This window comes from Mitsuaria sp. GD03876, from assembly GCF_029840635.1.
Classification (GTDB): Bacteria; Pseudomonadota; Gammaproteobacteria; order Burkholderiales; family Burkholderiaceae_C; genus Roseateles.
In genome coordinates, this window is record NZ_JAOCCU010000030.1 from 20,558 (window position 1) to 36,892 (window position 16,335).

15 protein-coding genes are annotated in these 16,335 nt (G+C 70.0%); 8 read left to right on the forward strand and 7 right to left on the reverse strand.

Translation table 11 applies throughout. The features are described from left to right. Positions 1-25: 25 nt before the first annotated feature. The 4 genes from N5D62_RS18590 to N5D62_RS18605 form a co-directional block, all read right to left on the reverse strand. Complete coding sequence (locus tag N5D62_RS18590) at positions 26-1,246, reverse strand: IscS subfamily cysteine desulfurase (protein ID WP_279759363.1); 1,221 nt, start codon at positions 1,244-1,246, stop codon at positions 26-28. A gap of 52 nt (positions 1,247-1,298) precedes the next feature. Beyond that, entirely contained in the window at positions 1,299-1,832 is a 534-nt protein-coding gene (locus N5D62_RS18595; protein ID WP_279759364.1) for a Fe-S cluster assembly transcription factor, read from the reverse strand. Positions 1,833-2,001: 169 nt separating this feature from the next. Continuing rightward, on the reverse strand, positions 2,002-2,439 hold the full coding sequence (locus N5D62_RS18600; RefSeq protein WP_347881825.1) for a low molecular weight phosphotyrosine protein phosphatase: 438 nt from the start codon (positions 2,437-2,439) through the stop codon (positions 2,002-2,004). Then, a complete protein-coding gene (locus N5D62_RS18605; RefSeq protein ID WP_279759366.1) occupies positions 2,337-2,741 on the reverse strand; it encodes a VOC family protein in 405 nt (134 codons plus the stop codon). The genes N5D62_RS18600 and N5D62_RS18605 overlap by 103 nt, the downstream gene beginning before the upstream one ends. 102 nt (positions 2,742-2,843) lie before the next feature. Here N5D62_RS18605 and N5D62_RS18610 point away from each other — a divergent pair, with 102 nt between their 5' ends. Beyond that, positions 2,844-3,479: a TetR/AcrR family transcriptional regulator gene (locus tag N5D62_RS18610; protein ID WP_279759367.1), complete on the forward strand. Its 636-nt coding sequence runs from the start codon at positions 2,844-2,846 to the stop codon at positions 3,477-3,479. Between the two features lie 6 nt (positions 3,480-3,485). On the opposite strand, the gene N5D62_RS18615 is transcribed toward N5D62_RS18610, so the two are convergent. Further along, on the reverse strand, positions 3,486-4,589 hold the full coding sequence (locus N5D62_RS18615; RefSeq protein ID WP_279759368.1) for an NADH:flavin oxidoreductase: 1,104 nt from the start codon (positions 4,587-4,589) through the stop codon (positions 3,486-3,488). A gap of 1 nt (position 4,590) precedes the next feature. Further along, positions 4,591-4,986 (reverse strand): RidA family protein, encoded by a 396-nt coding sequence (locus tag N5D62_RS18620; protein ID WP_279759369.1) that lies wholly within the window; start codon positions 4,984-4,986, stop codon positions 4,591-4,593. A gap of 135 nt (positions 4,987-5,121) precedes the next feature. Between N5D62_RS18620 and N5D62_RS18625 the strand changes: the two genes are divergently transcribed. The 4 genes from N5D62_RS18625 to N5D62_RS18640 all read left to right on the forward strand — a co-directional run bounded on the left by N5D62_RS18625 (position 5,122) and on the right by N5D62_RS18640 (position 10,496). Beyond that, positions 5,122-6,027 carry a LysR substrate-binding domain-containing protein gene (locus tag N5D62_RS18625; protein ID WP_279759371.1) on the forward strand — a complete coding sequence of 302 codons (906 nt, stop codon included), beginning with the start codon at positions 5,122-5,124 and terminating at the stop codon, positions 6,025-6,027. A gap of 116 nt (positions 6,028-6,143) precedes the next feature. Beyond that, positions 6,144-7,121 (forward strand): aliphatic sulfonate ABC transporter substrate-binding protein, encoded by a 978-nt coding sequence (locus N5D62_RS18630; RefSeq protein ID WP_279759372.1) that lies wholly within the window; start codon positions 6,144-6,146, stop codon positions 7,119-7,121. Positions 7,122-7,153: 32 nt separating this feature from the next. After that, positions 7,154-8,959, forward strand: a complete 1,806-nt coding sequence (locus tag N5D62_RS18635; RefSeq protein ID WP_279759373.1) for a rhodanese-like domain-containing protein — start codon at positions 7,154-7,156, stop codon at positions 8,957-8,959. 325 nt (positions 8,960-9,284) lie between these two features. Further along, a complete protein-coding gene (locus N5D62_RS18640) occupies positions 9,285-10,496 on the forward strand; it encodes an acyltransferase (protein ID WP_279759374.1) in 1,212 nt (403 codons plus the stop codon). Between the two features lie 15 nt (positions 10,497-10,511). Here the strand turns inward: N5D62_RS18640 and uvrB are convergent, their stop codons facing one another. Then, complete coding sequence (gene uvrB / locus N5D62_RS18645) at positions 10,512-12,677, reverse strand: excinuclease ABC subunit UvrB (RefSeq protein ID WP_279759375.1); 2,166 nt, start codon at positions 12,675-12,677, stop codon at positions 10,512-10,514. Positions 12,678-12,844: 167 nt separating this feature from the next. On the opposite strand from uvrB, the gene N5D62_RS18650 reads away from it, so the two are divergent. From N5D62_RS18650 to rsxB, 3 genes are all read left to right on the forward strand, one after another. Next, the gene (locus N5D62_RS18650) at positions 12,845-14,047 is read left to right on the forward strand and encodes an aspartate/tyrosine/aromatic aminotransferase (RefSeq protein WP_279759376.1); all 1,203 of its coding nucleotides are present in this window, start codon (positions 12,845-12,847) and stop codon (positions 14,045-14,047) included. Between the two features lie 229 nt (positions 14,048-14,276). Continuing rightward, positions 14,277-15,602: a polyhydroxyalkanoate depolymerase gene (phaZ, locus tag N5D62_RS18655; protein WP_279759377.1), complete on the forward strand. Its 1,326-nt coding sequence runs from the start codon at positions 14,277-14,279 to the stop codon at positions 15,600-15,602. 83 nt (positions 15,603-15,685) lie between these two features. Beyond that, positions 15,686-16,318 (forward strand): electron transport complex subunit RsxB, encoded by a 633-nt coding sequence (gene rsxB / locus N5D62_RS18660; protein WP_279759413.1) that lies wholly within the window; start codon positions 15,686-15,688, stop codon positions 16,316-16,318. Positions 16,319-16,335 lie beyond the last annotated feature (17 nt).

Consider the following 16,335-nt stretch of genomic DNA (forward strand, 5'->3'; position numbering starts at 1 on the left):
TCTTGTTCGGGGGTCAATGGGCAGGTCAGTGAGCGGCCCACTGGATGGTGCTGATGTCGATGCCGTCCTTGAACATGTCCCACAGCGGGGACAGCTCGCGCAGCTTGGCCACGCGGTCCTTGAGCAGCGTGACGGCGTAGTCGATCTCTTCCTCGGTCGTGAAGCGGCCGATCGTCATGCGCAGGGACGAATGCGCCAGCTCGTCGCTGCGGCCCAGCGCGCGCAGCACGTAGCTGGGCTCCAGGCTGGCGGACGTGCAGGCCGAGCCCGACGACACGGCGATGCCCTTGATGCCCATGATCAGCGACTCGCCCTCGACGTAGTTGAACGAGGCGTTGACGTTGTGGGGCACGCGGCGCTCGAGGTCGCCGTTGATGAAGACCTGCTCGATGTCCTTGAGGCCATCCAGCAGGCGCTGCTGCAGCGCCTTGATGCGGGGCAGCTCGGTGGCCATTTCCTCGCGGGCGATGCGGAAGGCCTCGCCCATGCCGACGATCTGGTGCGTGGGCAGCGTGCCCGAGCGCAGGCCGCGCTCGTGACCGCCGCCGTGCATCTGCGCTTCCAGGCGCACGCGCGGCTTGCGGCGCACGTACAGCGCGCCGATGCCCTTGGGGCCGTAGGACTTGTGCGAGGCCAGGCTCATCAGGTCGACCGGCAGCGTGGCGAGGTCGATCTCGACCTTGCCGGTGGCCTGCGCGGCGTCGACGTGGAAGACGATGCCCTTCTCGCGGCACAGCGCGCCGATGGTCGGGATGTCCTGGATCACGCCGATCTCGTTGTTCACGAACATCACCGAGATCAGGATCGTGTCCGGGCGGATCGCCGCCTTGAGCACGTCCAGGTCGATCAGGCCGTCTTCCTTGACCTCGAGGTAGGTCACCTCGAAGCCCTGGCGCTCCAGTTCACGCGTCGTGTCGAGCACGGCCTTGTGCTCGGTCTTGACGGTGATCAGGTGCTTGCCGCGGGACTGGTAGAAGTTGGCCGCGCCCTTGATGGCGAGGTTGTTGGACTCGGTCGCGCCGGAGGTCCAGACGATCTCGCGCGGGTCGGCGCCGATCAGCTGGGCGACCTGGCCGCGGGCCTTCTCGACGGCTTCTTCCGCCTCCCATCCCCAGGCATGGCTGCGCGACGCCGGATTGCCGAAGTGCTCGCGCAGCCACGGGATCATCGCGTCGACGACGCGCGGGTCCACCGGCGTGGTGGCGCCGTAGTCCATGTAGATGGGGAAGTGCGGGGTCATGTCCATGGGAACGTTCTTCTTGTCGACTACTGAATCGGGAGGGACCTGGGATCCGGGATCACTTGCTCATCGCGTTGCCGAGCGCGAAGACGGAATTCGGCGCGGTGATGCGGATGGGCTTGACGACGGGGGTGCTGGAGATGGCGCGCTTGATGGGCGCCTCCTCGACGGTGACGCCCTTGGCGAGCTGGTCGTCGACGAGCTTGCGCAGCGTGACAGAGTCGAGGAACTCGATCATCTTGTTGTTCAGCGCCGTCCACAGGTCGTGCGTGATGCAGCGGCCGTTGTCGTCGCCCATGCAGTTTTCCTTGCCGCCGCAGCCGGTGGCGTCGATGGGCTCATCCACGGCGACGATGATGTCGGCCACGGTGATCTCGTCGGAGCGGCGGCCCAGCGAGTAACCGCCGCCGGGGCCGCGGGTGGATTCGACCAGCTGGTGGCGGCGCAGCTTCCCGAACAGCTGTTCCAGGTAGGACAGCGAGATCTGCTGGCGCTGGCTGATCGCCGCCAGCGCGACGGGGCCGCTGTTTTCGCGCAGGGCCAGGTCGATCATCGCGGTGACGGCAAAACGGCCTTTGGTGGTGAGACGCATCGAACTTCTCCTTGGCGCCCTTGTTGGGCTTCAGGACATGGAGGCGGCGGCTCGGCTGACGCCGGGTCGACTCACGGAGCAAGGGTTATCCCCTGCAATGTCCGAGCATTTTACTCAATTAAGAAATCGCGTGCTCGGGTAACCCCCGACAGCCACCGAGGTGGCCGGTTCAGGCCAGGCGGCCTGCCGCGATTTGCGCTAGACGGGCGCAGCCTGACTCAAGGAGGTCAAGCACGTGGTCGAAGCCGTCCGCACCGCCGTAATAGGGATCTGGTATCTGGATTTCCCCTGGAAGCAGGGAAATCTTGTGCTGCAGCGCAGCAGGACAGCGGCGGCGGAGCTCGCGGAGGTGGCCGGCATCCATGGCGACGAGCAGGTCGAAGCGCTCGAAATCGTCGGGGCGCAGTGCGCGCGCCCGTTGGTCGCAGAGCTCATAGCCCCTGCGCCGGGCGTGGTCTTGGGAGCGATCATCGGGAGCGCGATTGTCGCGACTCCCGGATGCCCTCACTGGAGCCCGAACCTCTTGCGCGCCATCTCGGTGACGGGGCTGAAGAAGTTGACCAAGTTGCCGTCCGGGTCCCGGATCAGCAGCGAGCGATTCCCCCACGGCATCGTCGTCGGCGCCTGGACGAGCGCGGTCGCCTCGGGTCGCAGTTGCTCGAAGTGGCGATCGACGTCCTCGACCATGAACTCCAGGAACACGCTCCGGTTCGCGGCGGGCTGGGCGAGGTCGCCGGTCGAGAAGAAGCCCAGCGTCCGGGTGCTGCCGATGGCCAGCGTCGCGCCGGCCGCCTGGAGTTCGGCGAACTCCTCGTTCAGCCAACTGGCCTGGACGCCCAAGGCGTGTTCATAAAAAGCGACCAGGCGGCGGATGTCGGCGGTGATGATCCGCACCGAAATAAAGTTCATGGCGATTCCTTCGATCAATCAAAGGTCGTCCCAGCGGACGACCACGGACGTTTCGCTACGATTTAGTAGCGCTACTATAGCGTAGCAGAACTTGAGGTCACGATGGCAGCCAAGAAGAGCGCAACACCCCTGGACGGGGGTGGGAATGGCGACGGCACGGGGGTGGAGAAGCTCGACGAGCGGGTGCGGCGATCCCGCGAGACGGTGCTGAAGACGGCATCCGCCCTGCTGGCGGAACTCGGCGTCAGCGGGCTGACCGTGGACGAGGTGTCGCGTCGCTCCGGCGTGGCCAAGACCACGATCTACCGCCACTGGCGCACGCGGACGGAGCTGGTCGTCGAGGCCTGCCATCACCTGGGCACGCCGCAGCAGACACCGGACCTCGGCAGCCTGACGGCGGACCTGACGGCGCTGCTGCTCGACCTGGCCCACCTGCTGGGCACGGCGGCATGGGCGTCGGTGCTGCCGTCGATGGTGGATGCGGGCGAGCGCAATCCGGAACTGGCGGCGCTGCAGAGCCGCGCGCAGGCGGGGCACGCGGGTCCGTTCCTGGCCGTCATCGAGCGGGCTCGGCTCAAAGGGGAAATCGCCGCCGATACCGACGCCCCGGCCATGGTCGCCGCCCTGGTGGGCCCGCTGTTCTACCGGCGCTGGTTCTCGCGAGAGGCGATCGATGCGAGGTTTGTCGGGCAGGTGGTGAGCGGCGCCATCCATGGCGCCAGCCCACTCCGGCCCTGACGTCGTTCACGACAAGGCCGCGCTGATCCGATCCGCGTTCGCCAGATCCGCGATCGGCGCCAGCAGCGCGCGATCGAATTCGGACAGCGCGTCACCCTGCCGAGCGCGCCTGGGCCAATCCGCATGCGTCAGCGCGCCTCGACCAAGCGAGACCAAGTCCGCCTCGCCGCGCTCGAGCATCCCGACCGCTCGCGCCGGCTCGTGCAGCGATCCGTTCGCGATCACCGGCACCGTCGCATGTCGCTTCGCCAGCGCCGCCAGGCTCGGCCCATCGCCGAATGCCGGCTGCCAGGCTTCGAATTCGGTCGTGTGGAGGAAATCGATCGGCGCCGCCGACAGCGTCCGGAACACCACCTCGGCATCCGCCTCGCCGCCCTGCCACTTGTGGCCGAAGTCGTTGACCTTGCCCTGCGACACCCGGTAGCCGACCGGGAACCCCGCGCCCACCGCGTCCCGCACCGCGACGATCGTCTCGACCGCGAGCCGCAGGCGCTTGTTCAGGCTGCCGCCGTAGCCGTCCTCGCGCAGGTTGGTGTGCGCCGTCAGGAACTGGTCCAGCAGATACCCGTTGGCACCGTGCAGCTCGACGCCGTCGAAGCCCGCCGCCTTCGCCCTCACGGCCGCCGCCGCGAAGCCCTCGATCGCCTCGACGATCTCCGCGACGGTCATCGCTTCCGGCCTCCGATACGGTCCTTCGCCGCGATAGAAGCTCATCTGCGTCCCCGCGGGTTGGACGGCCGACGGCCCCTTCGTCCCGGCCCGGTGCGGATTGCCTTGGGAGATCGCGCCGGCGTGCATCAGCTGCGCCACGATCCGCCCGCCTTCGGCATGGACCGCGTCGACCACCGGCCGCCACGCGTCGCGCTGCGCGTCGTCCGCCAGTCCAGGCTGGAAGAGGTAGCCCTGCGAATGCGCGCGATCGGTGTAGGTCCCTTCGGTGATCACCAGCCCGAAGCCGCCGGCCGCGAAGCCCGCGTAGTACGACGCCATCCGAGCGGTGGGCCGGCCGTCGGCGGTCGCGCTGACCCGCGTCATCGGGGCGACCGCGAGCCGGTTGGGCAACGACAGCGCCCCGAGTGCCACTGGCGTGAACAAGGAGGCCGCGCTCATCTCAACGGCCCTCCCCGCCCGGCACCTGGGCGATGGCCTCGATCTCGATCATGGCCTCGGGCGTGTACAGCGCCTTGATCTCAGCGATCGTGTCGGCCGGATACGGCGCCGAGAAGAACTTGCGGCGCAGCGCGACGACGTCATCGAAATGGCCCATGTCGGTGACGAAGATCGTCACCTTGATCACGTCCTTCAGGCTGGCGCCGCCGGCCACCAGCGCACGGCGCAGGTTGGCGAAGGCCTGCTCGCCCTGCGCCAGGAAACCGCCCGGGACGATCTTTCCGTCCTCGCCGGCGCCGGCCTGGCCGGAGATGAACAGCAGATTCCCGAACTTGATGCCCTGCGACAGCAGGTAGGGCTCATAGGGATCGGGATGGGTGACGACGCGTTCCAGCATGGCTGTATTCCATTCATTCGTTGCAGACCTCGACATGAAGCCCGTAACTGAACGATAGAGAGCGCGCCGCACGGCGACAAAGGTTCAATTGTCAGCCGTAAGATGAGCCTGATTCATCTTTCATCGAACCCCGCCATGGATCGACGCTCTCTCCCGCTGTCCGCGCTGCGCGCCTTCGAGGCCGCCGCGCGGCTGGGCAGCTTCAAGGCGGCCGCCGAGGAACTGGCCGTCACGCCGACGGCGATCAGCCATCAGATCCGGGGGCTGGAGGAGTTGAGCGGCGTCGCGCTGTTCGACCGGCAGGTCCGCCGGGTGACGCTGACGGAGGCCGGCACGCAGCTGTACCCGGTCCTGCGCGACGGCTTCGACGCCTTCCAATCGGCGCTCGATCGGTTGACCCAGCCGCGCCGCCGGCCGCAGGTGGTGATCTCCGCGACGAACGCCTTCACCGTGAAATGGCTGGTGCCGCGCATGGTGGATTTCCGTCGCCTGCATCCCGGCATCGACCTGCAGTTGCAGGCCTCGGACGATGTCGTCGACCTGCGCTCGACGGCGGTCGACATCGCCATCCGCTACGGGCGCGGCCCCTACCCTGGCCTGACGGCCGAACCGCTGTTCACCGACCGCTTCGCGCCGGTGGCGAATCCGCGGCTCGGCGTGCGATCGGTGGAGGACCTCGCGCGGGTGCCGCTGATCTGCTTCGACTGGCGGCGCGCGCAGCCGGAGAACCCGACCTGGGAACGCTGGTTCGAAGCCGCCGGCATCGAGGGCCTGTCGCCGGCGGGGCAACTGCGCTTTTCCGATGAAGGGCACGCGATCCAGGCGGCGGTCGCGGGCCACGGCATCGCGCTGGTCAGCCAGGCGCTGATCGCCGAGGAACTGGCGGCCGGCCACCTCGAGCAACCCTTCGGCCCGGTGATCGCGGGGCACACGTACCACGTCGCGGTCAGCAGCGAACGCGCGCCGTCGGCGAGCGCCCAGGCCGCGATCGCTTGGCTGCGGGGGCAGTCGGAAACGTCGCAGGACTCCGAGACGTCCTGAGCGCACACGCTGCATCGCGACCGACTATCGATCCTCACTTTGCTTCGTTCCTCCCCGGACACCCGATCCCTAGGCTGCGGCGTTCCCCCTCACTGCTCACCGCCGAGTCCGCCGCCATGTCCGCCCTTTCCGACCGTCCGTCCCGCCGCCGCTGGCTCGCCCAGGCCGCCGCGCTCGCCGGTGCTACCGCCCTCCCCGCGCTCCCCGTCCGCGCCGCCGACACCCGCCCCCTGCGCATCGGCTACCAGAAGTCCAGCACCCTCACCCTCTACCTGAAGTCGCGCGGCGTGCTCGAGAAGGCGCTCGCGCCGCAGCAGGTCGCCGTGCAGTGGCACGAGTTCACCTCCGGCCTGCCGCTGCTCGAGGCGCTCAACATCGGCGCGCTCGACCTCAGCGCCGATGTCGCCGACGCCGTCCCGCCCTTCGCGCTCGCGGCCGGCGCCAAGCTCACCTACTACGCGATCGAGACGCCCTCGCCCACCGCGCAGGCGATCGTCGTGCGCAAGGACTCGCCGATCACCAGCGTCGCGCAGCTCAAGGGCAGGAAGATCGGCTTCGCCAAGGGCGCCGGCGCGCATTACCTGCTGCTCGAGGCGCTGAACCAGGCCGGCCTGTCGATCCGCGACATCGAGCCCGCCTATCTCTCCCCCGCCGACGGCCGCTCCGCCTTCGAGAACGGCGCCATCGCCGCCTGGGTCGTCTGGGATCCGTTCCTGGCCGCCGTGCAGCGGCAGTCGGGCGCCCGCATCCTCGTCGACGGCACGCGCACCGCCGCCTACCGCCGCTTCTACCTGGCGGCCACGCCCTTCGCGCAACAGCATCCCGAGGTGCTGCAGCACGTCTACGAGGAACTCCAGCGCGCCGGCGACTGGGTCAAGAAGAACCCGGCCGCCGCGGCCGACTGGCACGCGCCGGTGCTCGGCCTGGACGCCGCGACCGTCGCCGCCGCCAACGAGCGCCGCAGTTACGCGGTCCGCCCGGTCGACGCCGAGTCGCTCGCCGAACAGCAGCGCATCGCCGACGCCTTCAGCGGCGCGCAGATCCTGCCGCGCCGCGTCCAGATCCAGGAGTCGCCGGTCTGGAAGCCGGCCTGAGCCCCGCACGTCCGATCCGAAGGAGCCCTGCCATGTCCGTCCTGAACCCCGACGCCTCGACCTCGACCTCACCCGCCACGCCGGCGGCCCCCTCCCTCTCCAAGGCCACGGCCAACGCCTCGGCCGCCTTCGCTTCGAACTCGACGTCGGGCGCCACGTCGACGTCGGGGGCCACGCCGGCGGCGACCGTCTCACCCACGCGACCGCCCGCGCCGCGTCATCCGACGCCGCTGCCCACGCGCACCGCGGCCGATGTCCGCGCCGCGTTGCTGGCCCGGGTGGAGATCGCGTTGCTCGACGTCCGCGAGGAAGCGCCGTATGCCGAAGGCCATCCGTTGTGGGCGGCGAACCTGGCCGCGTCGCGGCTGGAGCTCGACGCCTGGGGCCGGCTGCCGCGGCGCGAGGTGCCGATCGTCGTCTACGACGACGGCGAAGGCGTCGCGGCCGCGTCGGCGCGCAAGCTCCAGTCGCTGGGCTACACCGACGTCGCCCTGCTCGACGGCGGCCTCGGTGGCTGGCGCGAGGCCGGCTTCGAGCTCTTCCGCGACGTCAACGTGCCGAGCAAGGCCTTCGGCGAGCTCGTCGAGGCCCGCCGCCACACGCCCTCGCTGTCGGCCGAGGAAGTCCACGCGCTGCTCGCCCGGGGCGCCAACCTCGTCGTGCTCGACGCCCGCCGCTTCGACGAGTACCGCATCGCCAGCCTGCCGGGCTCGATCAGCGTGCCCGGCGGCGAACTGGTCCGCCGCGCGCGCGACCTGGCGCCCGATCCGGCGACGACGATCGTCGTGCACTGCGCCGGCCGCACCCGCAGCCTGATCGGCGCGCAATCGCTGATCGACGCCGGCCTGCCCAATCCCGTCTTCGCGCTGCGCAACGGCACGATCGGCTGGCGCCTGGCCGGCCTGGCGCTGGCGCAGGGCCAGGGCCGCTCGCACGAGGACATTCCGGCGGGCGACGCGACCGTCACCCGGCAAGGCGCGACCGCCCTCGCCAAGCGGGCGCGCGTGCAGCGCATCGACACCGCGGTCCTGGCCGACTGGCTGGCCGATTCCCGGCGCACGACCTACCGCTTCGACGTCCGCGGCGCCGCCGAGTACGCCCGCGGCCACCGGCCCGGCTTCCGCCACGCGCCCGGCGGGCAGCTCGTGCAGGAGACCGACCACCACGCGCCCGTGCGCGGCGCCCGCCTGGTGCTGGCCGACGACGACGGCATCCGCGCACCGATGGCCGCCGCGTGGCTGGCGCAGATGGGCTGGGAGGTCGCGGTCCTGCCGCCGGACGCCGCCGCCCACACCGAATCCGGCCCCGACCTGCCGCCGCAGCCGCTGTCGCCCACCGTCGCCACCGTGACGCCGCTGGCGCTGGCCGGGTTCCGCGCCGAGGACGCCGACAAGGAGCAGCCCGACACCGTCGTCGTCGACGTGGCGCCGAGCATCACCTACGTCGTCCGCCACATCCCCGGCGCCTGGTGGAGCCCGCGCGCCCGGCTCGCGGAAGCGCTGCGCAGCGTGATCCCGCCGGCGCGCCGCGTCGTGCTGACCGGCAACCTGGGCGTGCTGCCGCGCTTCGTCGCGGCGGACCTCGCGGCCGAGCTGGCCGCCGAGGGGCGCGAGCTGCTCGTGCTCGAGGGCGGCACCAGCGCCTGGTACGACGCGGGCCTGCCGATCGAGTCCGCCAATCCGCGCCTGGCCTTTCCGCGCGACGACCGCTATCGCCGCCCCTACGAGGGCGTCGAACACCCGCGCGCCGAGATGCAGGCCTACCTGGACTGGGAGTTCGGGCTGATCGCGCAACTCGACCGCGACGGGACCCACTTCTTCCGCGTAGTCGAGGGCTGAGCCACACGCTCAGCCCGCCGACCGGCCGGGGCGAGGCGAGGCGAGGCAGGGCGAGGCGAGGCGAGGCAGGGCGAGGCGAGGCAGGGCGAGGCGAGGCGAGGCGAGGCGAGGCGGGGCGGGGCGGGGCGAGGCGAGGCGCGGCGCCAGCGTGCACCCAGGCGCATGGCCGCCGCAATCGGTGCGCGATGCCGACGGGACAACGGGCCGACGCGCTGGCGTGCCCGGTACGCGCCACCGGCGCCCCTGATTGACGGGGCATCGCGTCCCCCGGATCGCCGCGAACAATCCCGGACCGCCGCCCCCCTGCCGGCGCAAGGGATTCCGGATGCCTGTCGTCGACTTCAGCGGGACTTACCTGGCCTGGCCCGCGATCGCGCTGATCGCGATGGCGGTGAACGCCGCCTGGCTGCGCTTCGGCGGCGAACATGTCGCCGATTCCCGCTATCCCACCATCGACGGCCTGCGCGGCTACCTGGCGCTGGCCGTGTTCATCCAGCACGCCGAGCTCTGGTGGAGCATGACCCAGCGCGGCACCTGGGCGGTCGATCCCTCGCCGGCCAAGTCCCTGGGCGCGATCGCGGTGTCGATGTTCTTCATGGTCACCGCCTTCCTGTTCGTCGGGAAGCTGCTCGATGCGCGCGCCTCGGGCCGGCCGGTCGCCTGGGACGAGTTCTTCGACGCGCGGCTGCGCCGGCTGGTCCCGATGTACCTGGTGGCGGTGTCCTTCGTGGTGCTGATCTGCGGCTTCCTCTCGGGCTGGACGCTGCGGGTCCGCCCCGGGGAACTGGCGCGCCAGCTCGGCGCCTGGGCGACCTTCACCTTCGCCGGACAGCCCGACATCAACGGCGTCGCCGACACCGGCCGCATCCTGGCCGGCGTCACCTGGTCGCTGACCTACGAGTGGCTCTTCTACCTGCTGCTGCCCGCGGCCGCCTGGGCGATGCGGCTGCGTCCGCCGCCCTGGGCGCTGGCCGTCAGCCTGTGCGTGCCGCTGCTGATCGTGACCTCGGTCTGGCAGCCGCACCTGGCGCAGTCCAAGCCCTTCCTGGGCGGCATCGTCGCGGCCGTGCTGGTCCGCGTGCCGGCGTGGCGCCGGATCGCCGCCACGCCGTTGGCCTCGGTGGCGGCGATCGCGGCCGTGGTGCTGGCGCTCGTCGACGGCGACAGCGGCTACGCCGACCGCCCGCTGTGCGCCGCCACCCTCGCCTTCTGCCTGATCGCGGCCGGCACATCACTGTTCGGCGCGCTGACCGCGCCGCTCTCGCGCAGCTTCGGCGAGCCGACCTATTCGATGTACCTGCTGCAGGGCCTGCTGCTGTACCTGGCCTTCGCCTGGCGCGTCCCCGTCGCGGACGCGGACGCGGCGCCGATCGGCCGCGTCGCCTATTGGGGCATCGTCTGCGGCCTCACCGTCGTGCTGGTGGCGATCACCCGGCTGACCTACCAGGTCATCGAGCGGCCCGCGATGTCCCATCGCAAGGCCGCCGCCCGGCCAGCGGCGACGACGCCCATGCCCAACGCGATCGCGGCGCCCTGAACCGGGCGCCGGGCCTCACTTGCCCTTGCTCGCGGTGATCGGCACGACGTTGTCGTGCACCGCCGCGCCGAAGGCCTGCTCCTTGAGCTGGGACAGCTGGTCGCGCAGCCGCGCGGCCTTCTCGAACTCGAGGTTGCGCGCGTGCTCCAGCATCTGCTTCTCCAGCTGCTGGATGCGCTTGCTCAGGTCCTTCTCGCTCATCGCCTCGACCTCGGCCGCCTCGGCGATCACCTTGGCGTCGTCGCGGCCCGGCTTGTCGCTGTAGACGCCGTCGATCAGGTCGCGGATGCGCTTGACCACGCCACGCGGCGTGATGCCGTTGGCCGCGTTGAACTCGACCTGCCGCGCGCGGCGGCGCTCGGTCTCGCCGATCGCCTTCTTCATCGATTCGGTGATGCGGTCCGCGTACAGGATCGCCTTGCCGTTGACGTTGCGCGCCGCCCGCCCGATGGTCTGGATCAGGCTGCGCTCGGCCCGCAGGAAACCTTCCTTGTCCGCGTCCAGGATCGCCACCAGCGACACCTCGGGGATGTCCAGGCCCTCGCGCAGCAGGTTGATGCCCACCAGCACGTCGAAGGTGCCCAGCCGCAGGTCGCGCAGGATCTCCACCCGCTCGACCGTGTCCACGTCCGAGTGCAGGTAGCGCACCTTGACGCCGTTGTCGCTCAGGTACTCGGTCAGCTGCTCGGCCATGCGCTTGGTCAGCGTCGTGATCAGCACCCGCTCGTTGACCTCGATGCGCTCGCGGATCTCCTGCAGCACGTCGTCGACCTGGTGCGTCGCCGGCCGCACCTCGACCACCGGATCCACCAGCCCCGTCGGCCGCACCAGCTGCTCGACCACCGCGCCGGCCTGGCGCTTCTCGTAGTCGCCCGGCGTCGCGCTGACGAAGATGGCCTGGCGCATCTTGCGCTCGTACTCCTCAAACTTCAGCGGCCGGTTGTCCATCGCCGACGGCAGCCGGAAGCCGTACTCCACCAGCGTGCTCTTGCGCGCCCGGTCGCCGTTGTACATGCCGCCGAACTGGCCGATCAGCACGTGGCTCTCGTCCAGGAACATCAGCGCGTCGGCCGGCAGGTAGTCCACCAGCGTCGGCGGAGGATCGCCCGGCGCGGCCTGCGACAGGTGGCGGGTGTAGTTCTCGATGCCCTTGCAGTGGCCCACTTCCTGCAGCATCTCCAGGTCGAAGCGGGTGCGCTGCTCCAGCCGCTGCGCCTCCACCAGCTTGCCCTCCTTGATGAAGAAGGCCACGCGCTCGCGCAGTTCCTCCTTGATCGTCTCGATCGCCGCGACCACGCGGTCGCGCGGCGTCACGTAATGGCTCGAGGGGTAGACGGTGAAGCGCGGGATCTTCTGCCGGATCTGGCCGGTCAGCGGGTCGAAGAGCACCAGCCCCTCGACCTCGTCGTCGAACAGCTCGATGCGCAGCGCCAGCTCCGAGTGCTCGGCCGGGAACACGTCGATCGTGTCGCCGCGCACGCGGAAGTGGCCGCGGGTGAATTCCATCTCGTTGCGCGTGTACTGCATCCGCGCCAGCTGCTGGATCACGTCGCGCTGGCCGACCTTGTCGCCCACCCGCAGCGTCATCACCATCTGGTGGTAGTCGCTCGGGTTGCCGATGCCGTAGATCGCCGAGACCGAGGCCACGATCACCACGTCGCGCCGCTCCAGCAGGCTCTTGGTGCAGGACAGCCGCAGCTGCTCGATCTGCTCGTTGATCGCGCTGTCCTTCTCGATGAACAGGTCGCGCTGCGGGACGTAGGCCTCGGGCTGGTAGTAGTCGTAGTAGCTGACGAAGTACTCGACGGCGTTCTTCGGGAAGAACTCGCGGAACTCGCTGTACAGCTGCGCCGCCAGCGTCTTGTTGGGCGCGAACACGATCGCCGGGCGGCCCAGCCGGGCGATCGTGTTGGCCATCGTGAAGGTCTTGCCCGAGCCCGTCACGCCCAGCAGCGTCTGGTAGCTCTCGCCGTCCTGGACGCCTTCGACCAGCTGCTGGATCGCCGCGGGCTGGTCGCCCGCCGGCGGGTACGGCTGGAACAGCTGGAACGGGGAGCCTTCGAAAGAAACGAATTCGCCCTTCGGCGGCTCGCCCGCCACGGCGGGTGCCGCCTCGGTGGAGGCGGACTTCTTCCCCGTGGCGACGGGGGTTTCGGGCTTGGCGGCGGTGGATCGGCTCATCAGGGTTTCCCAGGGGCAACGCAGGTTCCCTGCCTACAATCGGCGGGCTTCGCTGGGCGCGCGGGAGGCGCCTCGGGCGTCAGGACGCGACAGCGTAGCGCAGCCGGACGGGTTTCTCCCGATCCGGTCCTCCACGCTCTTGCCAACGCACTGTCAGGAAAGCCTCCATGTCCCTGTTCGCCGCCGTCGCCATGGCCCCCCGCGACCCCATCCTGGGTCTGAACGAGCAATTCAACGCCGACCCGAATCCCAACAAGGTCAACCTGGGCGTCGGCGTCTATTACGACGACAACGGCAAGCTGCCCCTGCTGGCCTGCGTGGCCGCCGCGGAAGCGCAGATGCAGGCCGCCCCCAAGCCGCGCGGCTACCTGCCCATCGACGGCATCGCCGCCTATGACGCGGCCGTCCAGGGCCTGGTCTTCGGCGCCGACAGCGACATCCTCAAGAGCAAGCGCGTGGCGACCGTCCAGGCGCTGGGCGGCACCGGCGGCCTGAAGATCGGCGCCGACTTCCTGAAGAAGCTCAACCCGGGCGCGACGGTCCTGATCTCCGACCCGTCCTGGGAAAACCACCGCGCGCTGTTCACCAACGCCGGCTTCCCGGTCGAGACCTACCCCTACTACGACGCCGCCAACCGCGGCATCAACGTCGACGGGATGCTGGCCGCGCTGAACGCCGCCCCGGCCGGGACCGTCGTCGTGCTGCACGCCTGCTGCCACAACCCGACCGGCTACGACCTGACGCCCGCGCAGTGGGCGCAGGTCGTCGAGGCGGTCAAGGCCCGCGGCCTGGTCGCTTTCCTGGACATGGCCTACCAGGGCTTCGGCGAAGGCATCGCCGAGGACGGCGCGGTGATCCAGCAGTTCCTGGCCGCCGGCCTGGACTTCTTCGTCTCGACCAGCTTCTCCAAGAGCTTCTCGCTGTACGGCGAGCGCGTGGGCGCGCTGAGCGTCGTCGCCGCCTCCGCCGAGGAAGCCGCCAAGGTCCTGAGCCAGCTCAAGATCGTCATCCGCACCAACTACTCCAACCCGCCGACGCATGGCGCGCAGGTCGTGGCCACGGTGCTGTCCACGCCGGCGCTGCGCGCCCAGTGGGAAGAGGAACTGGCCGGCATGCGGGTGCGCATCAAGCAGATGCGCGAGGCGCTGGTCACCGAGCTGAAGGCCGCCGGCATCACCGACGACCTCGGCTACGTCACCCGCCAGAAGGGCATGTTCAGCTACAGCGGCCTGTCCGCCGAGCAGATGCAGCGCCTGCGCGCGGAATTCGGCGTCTACGGCGTCGATTCCGGCCGGATCTGCGTGGCCGCGCTCAACAGCAAGAACCTGAAGCCGGTCGCCGCCGCGATCGCGGCCGTCAAGCAGGGCTGAGGCCACACTTCGATGCGCTGATCGCACGGTCGCTATCGAACCCAGGGCCGGTTCCGTCAACAGCGGGCCGGCCCTGCGCATTTGTGGCGAAATCCGGCAGTTCGAAGTCCCTGCTCCCGCCCGGCACGACCCATCGGCGACACACACTGCTCACAGCCGGGACCTAGAATTGCTGCATTGCACAACGGGTGCCAGCTCCCGCCTCACTCCCCCTCGAGAGGTCCGCCAGATGCTCTACCAGCTTTATGAAACCCAACGCGCGCTGCTGAGCCCGTTCTCCGAATTCGCCAGCGCCACGGCCAAGCTCTACAGCCACCCGCTGTCGCCGTTCGCGCACACGCCGCTGTCGCACCGCATGTCGGCCGGCCTGGACCTGATGCACCGGCTGGCCAAGGAGTACGAGAAGCCGGAATTCGAGCTGCGCAGCGTCGAGGTCGACGGCGTCGACGTCGCGGTGCAGGAACTGGTGTCGCTGGACAAGCCCTTCTGCCGCCTGCTGCGCTTCAAGCGCTATACCGACGACTCCGCGGTGCTGGCCAAGATGAAGGCGCAGCCGACGGTGCTGGTCGTGGCGCCGCTGTCCGGCCACCACGCCACGCTGCTGCGCGACACCGTCAAGCAGCTGCTCAAGGACCACAAGGTCTACATCACCGACTGGACCGACGCCCGCATGGTGCCGCTGGACGCGGGCCCGTTCCACCTCGACGACTACATCCATTACGTCCAGGACTTCATCCGCCACGTCGGCGAGGACTGCCACGTGATCTCGGTGTGCCAGCCGACGGTGCCGGTGCTGGCGGCGATCTCGCTGATGGCTTCCGCCGGCGAGACCACGCCGCGCTCGATGACGATGATGGGCGGCCCGATCGACGCCCGCCGCAGCCCGACCGCGGTCAACAACCTGGCGATGAACAAGAGCTACAGCTGGTTCGAGAACAACGTCATCTACCGCGTCCCGACCACCTACCCGGGCGCGGGCCGCGAGGTCTATCCCGGCTTCCTGCAGCACACCGGTTTCGTCGCGATGAACCCGGACCGGCACCTGACCTCGCATTACGACTACTTCCTCGACCTGGTCCGCGGCGACGACGACAGCGCCGAATCGCACCGCCGCTTCTACGACGAGTACAACGCCGTGCTGGACATGCCGGCCGAGTACTACCTGGACACGATCAAGACGGTGTTCCAGGACTTCGCGCTGGTCAACGGCACCTGGAACGTCAGCGGCAGCCTGGTGCGTCCCCAGGACATCACCCAGACGGCGCTGCTGACCGTCGAGGGCGAGCTGGACGACATCTCCGGCGCCGGCCAGACCCGCGCCGCGCATGAGCTGTGCAGCGGCATCGACACGAAGCACCAGTTCCACTACGACGCGGTCGGCGCCGGCCACTACGGCATCTTCTCGGGCCGCCGCTGGCGCGAGAAGGTGTATCCGGAGGTCCGCGACTTCATTGCCAAGTACGATGCGGCCCCGTTGCACCAGCCCGCCGCGGCCCGGCGCGCGTCCGCCACGACTCGTCCGGCGGCGCGCCGTTCGCGCAAGCCGTCCGAGTGAATCCCGCCCCTTCCGCCGATCCTGAACCGACCGCCGCCGCCGCGCCCACTTCGGGCGCCGCGTTCGACGACCTCGTCGAGCGCCTGAACCTGGCCCTGCCGCAGACGCAATGCACGCGCTGCGGTTATCCCGACTGCCACTCCTACGCGCACGCGATCGCGCGCGGCGAGGCGGCGATCAACCAGTGCCCGCCCGGCGGCGCCGAGGGCATCGTGCGTCTGGCCGCCCTCACCGGCCGCGACGCGCTGCCGCTCAATCCCGAACACGGCACCGAAGGCCCGCGCGCGCTGGCCGTCATCGACGAGGCCTGGTGCATCGGCTGCACGCTGTGCATCAAGGCCTGCCCGGTGGACGCGATCGTCGGCAGCAACAAGCAGATGCATGTCGTCCTCGACGCGGACTGCACCGGCTGCGAGCTCTGCATCCCGGTCTGCCCGGTCGACTGCATCTCGCTGACGCCAGTCACGCCGGGCCTGGGCGGCTGGGCCGCCTGGAGCGCCCCGCAGGCCGAGCGCGCCCGCGAGCGCTACCGCTGGCGCGAGATCCGCGTCGAACGCGACCGGCAAGAGCATGACGCCCGGCTCGAGGCCAAGGCCCAGCACAAGCTCGAGCACCTCGAGGAAGCGTCGCGCCTCGCCGACCCGGCCCAGCTCGACCGCAAGCGCGCCGTCATCGAGGCCGCGCTCGCCCGCGCCCGCGCCAAGCGCGGCGCCTGACCCTTCCGCCAGCCCGA

Coding starts and splice junctions, on each gene's coding strand:
- N5D62_RS18590 (WP_279759363.1), bottom strand. CDS start 1,246: ATGGACATGACCCCGCACTTCCCCATCTACATGGACTACGGCGCCACC.
- N5D62_RS18605 (WP_279759366.1), bottom strand. CDS start 2,741: ATGAACTTTATTTCGGTGCGGATCATCACCGCCGACATCCGCCGCCTG.
- N5D62_RS18640 (WP_279759374.1), top strand. CDS start 9,285: ATGCCTGTCGTCGACTTCAGCGGGACTTACCTGGCCTGGCCCGCGATC.
- N5D62_RS18625 (WP_279759371.1), top strand. CDS start 5,122: ATGGATCGACGCTCTCTCCCGCTGTCCGCGCTGCGCGCCTTCGAGGCC.
- N5D62_RS18650 (WP_279759376.1), top strand. CDS start 12,845: ATGTCCCTGTTCGCCGCCGTCGCCATGGCCCCCCGCGACCCCATCCTG.
- N5D62_RS18620 (WP_279759369.1), bottom strand. CDS start 4,986: ATGCTGGAACGCGTCGTCACCCATCCCGATCCCTATGAGCCCTACCTG.
- N5D62_RS18595 (WP_279759364.1), bottom strand. CDS start 1,832: ATGCGTCTCACCACCAAAGGCCGTTTTGCCGTCACCGCGATGATCGAC.
- N5D62_RS18610 (WP_279759367.1), top strand. CDS start 2,844: ATGGCAGCCAAGAAGAGCGCAACACCCCTGGACGGGGGTGGGAATGGC.
- N5D62_RS18630 (WP_279759372.1), top strand. CDS start 6,144: ATGTCCGCCCTTTCCGACCGTCCGTCCCGCCGCCGCTGGCTCGCCCAG.
- N5D62_RS18635 (WP_279759373.1), top strand. CDS start 7,154: ATGTCCGTCCTGAACCCCGACGCCTCGACCTCGACCTCACCCGCCACG.
- uvrB (WP_279759375.1), bottom strand. CDS start 12,677: ATGAGCCGATCCACCGCCGCCAAGCCCGAAACCCCCGTCGCCACGGGG.
- N5D62_RS18615 (WP_279759368.1), bottom strand. CDS start 4,589: ATGAGCGCGGCCTCCTTGTTCACGCCAGTGGCACTCGGGGCGCTGTCG.
- phaZ (WP_279759377.1), top strand. CDS start 14,277: ATGCTCTACCAGCTTTATGAAACCCAACGCGCGCTGCTGAGCCCGTTC.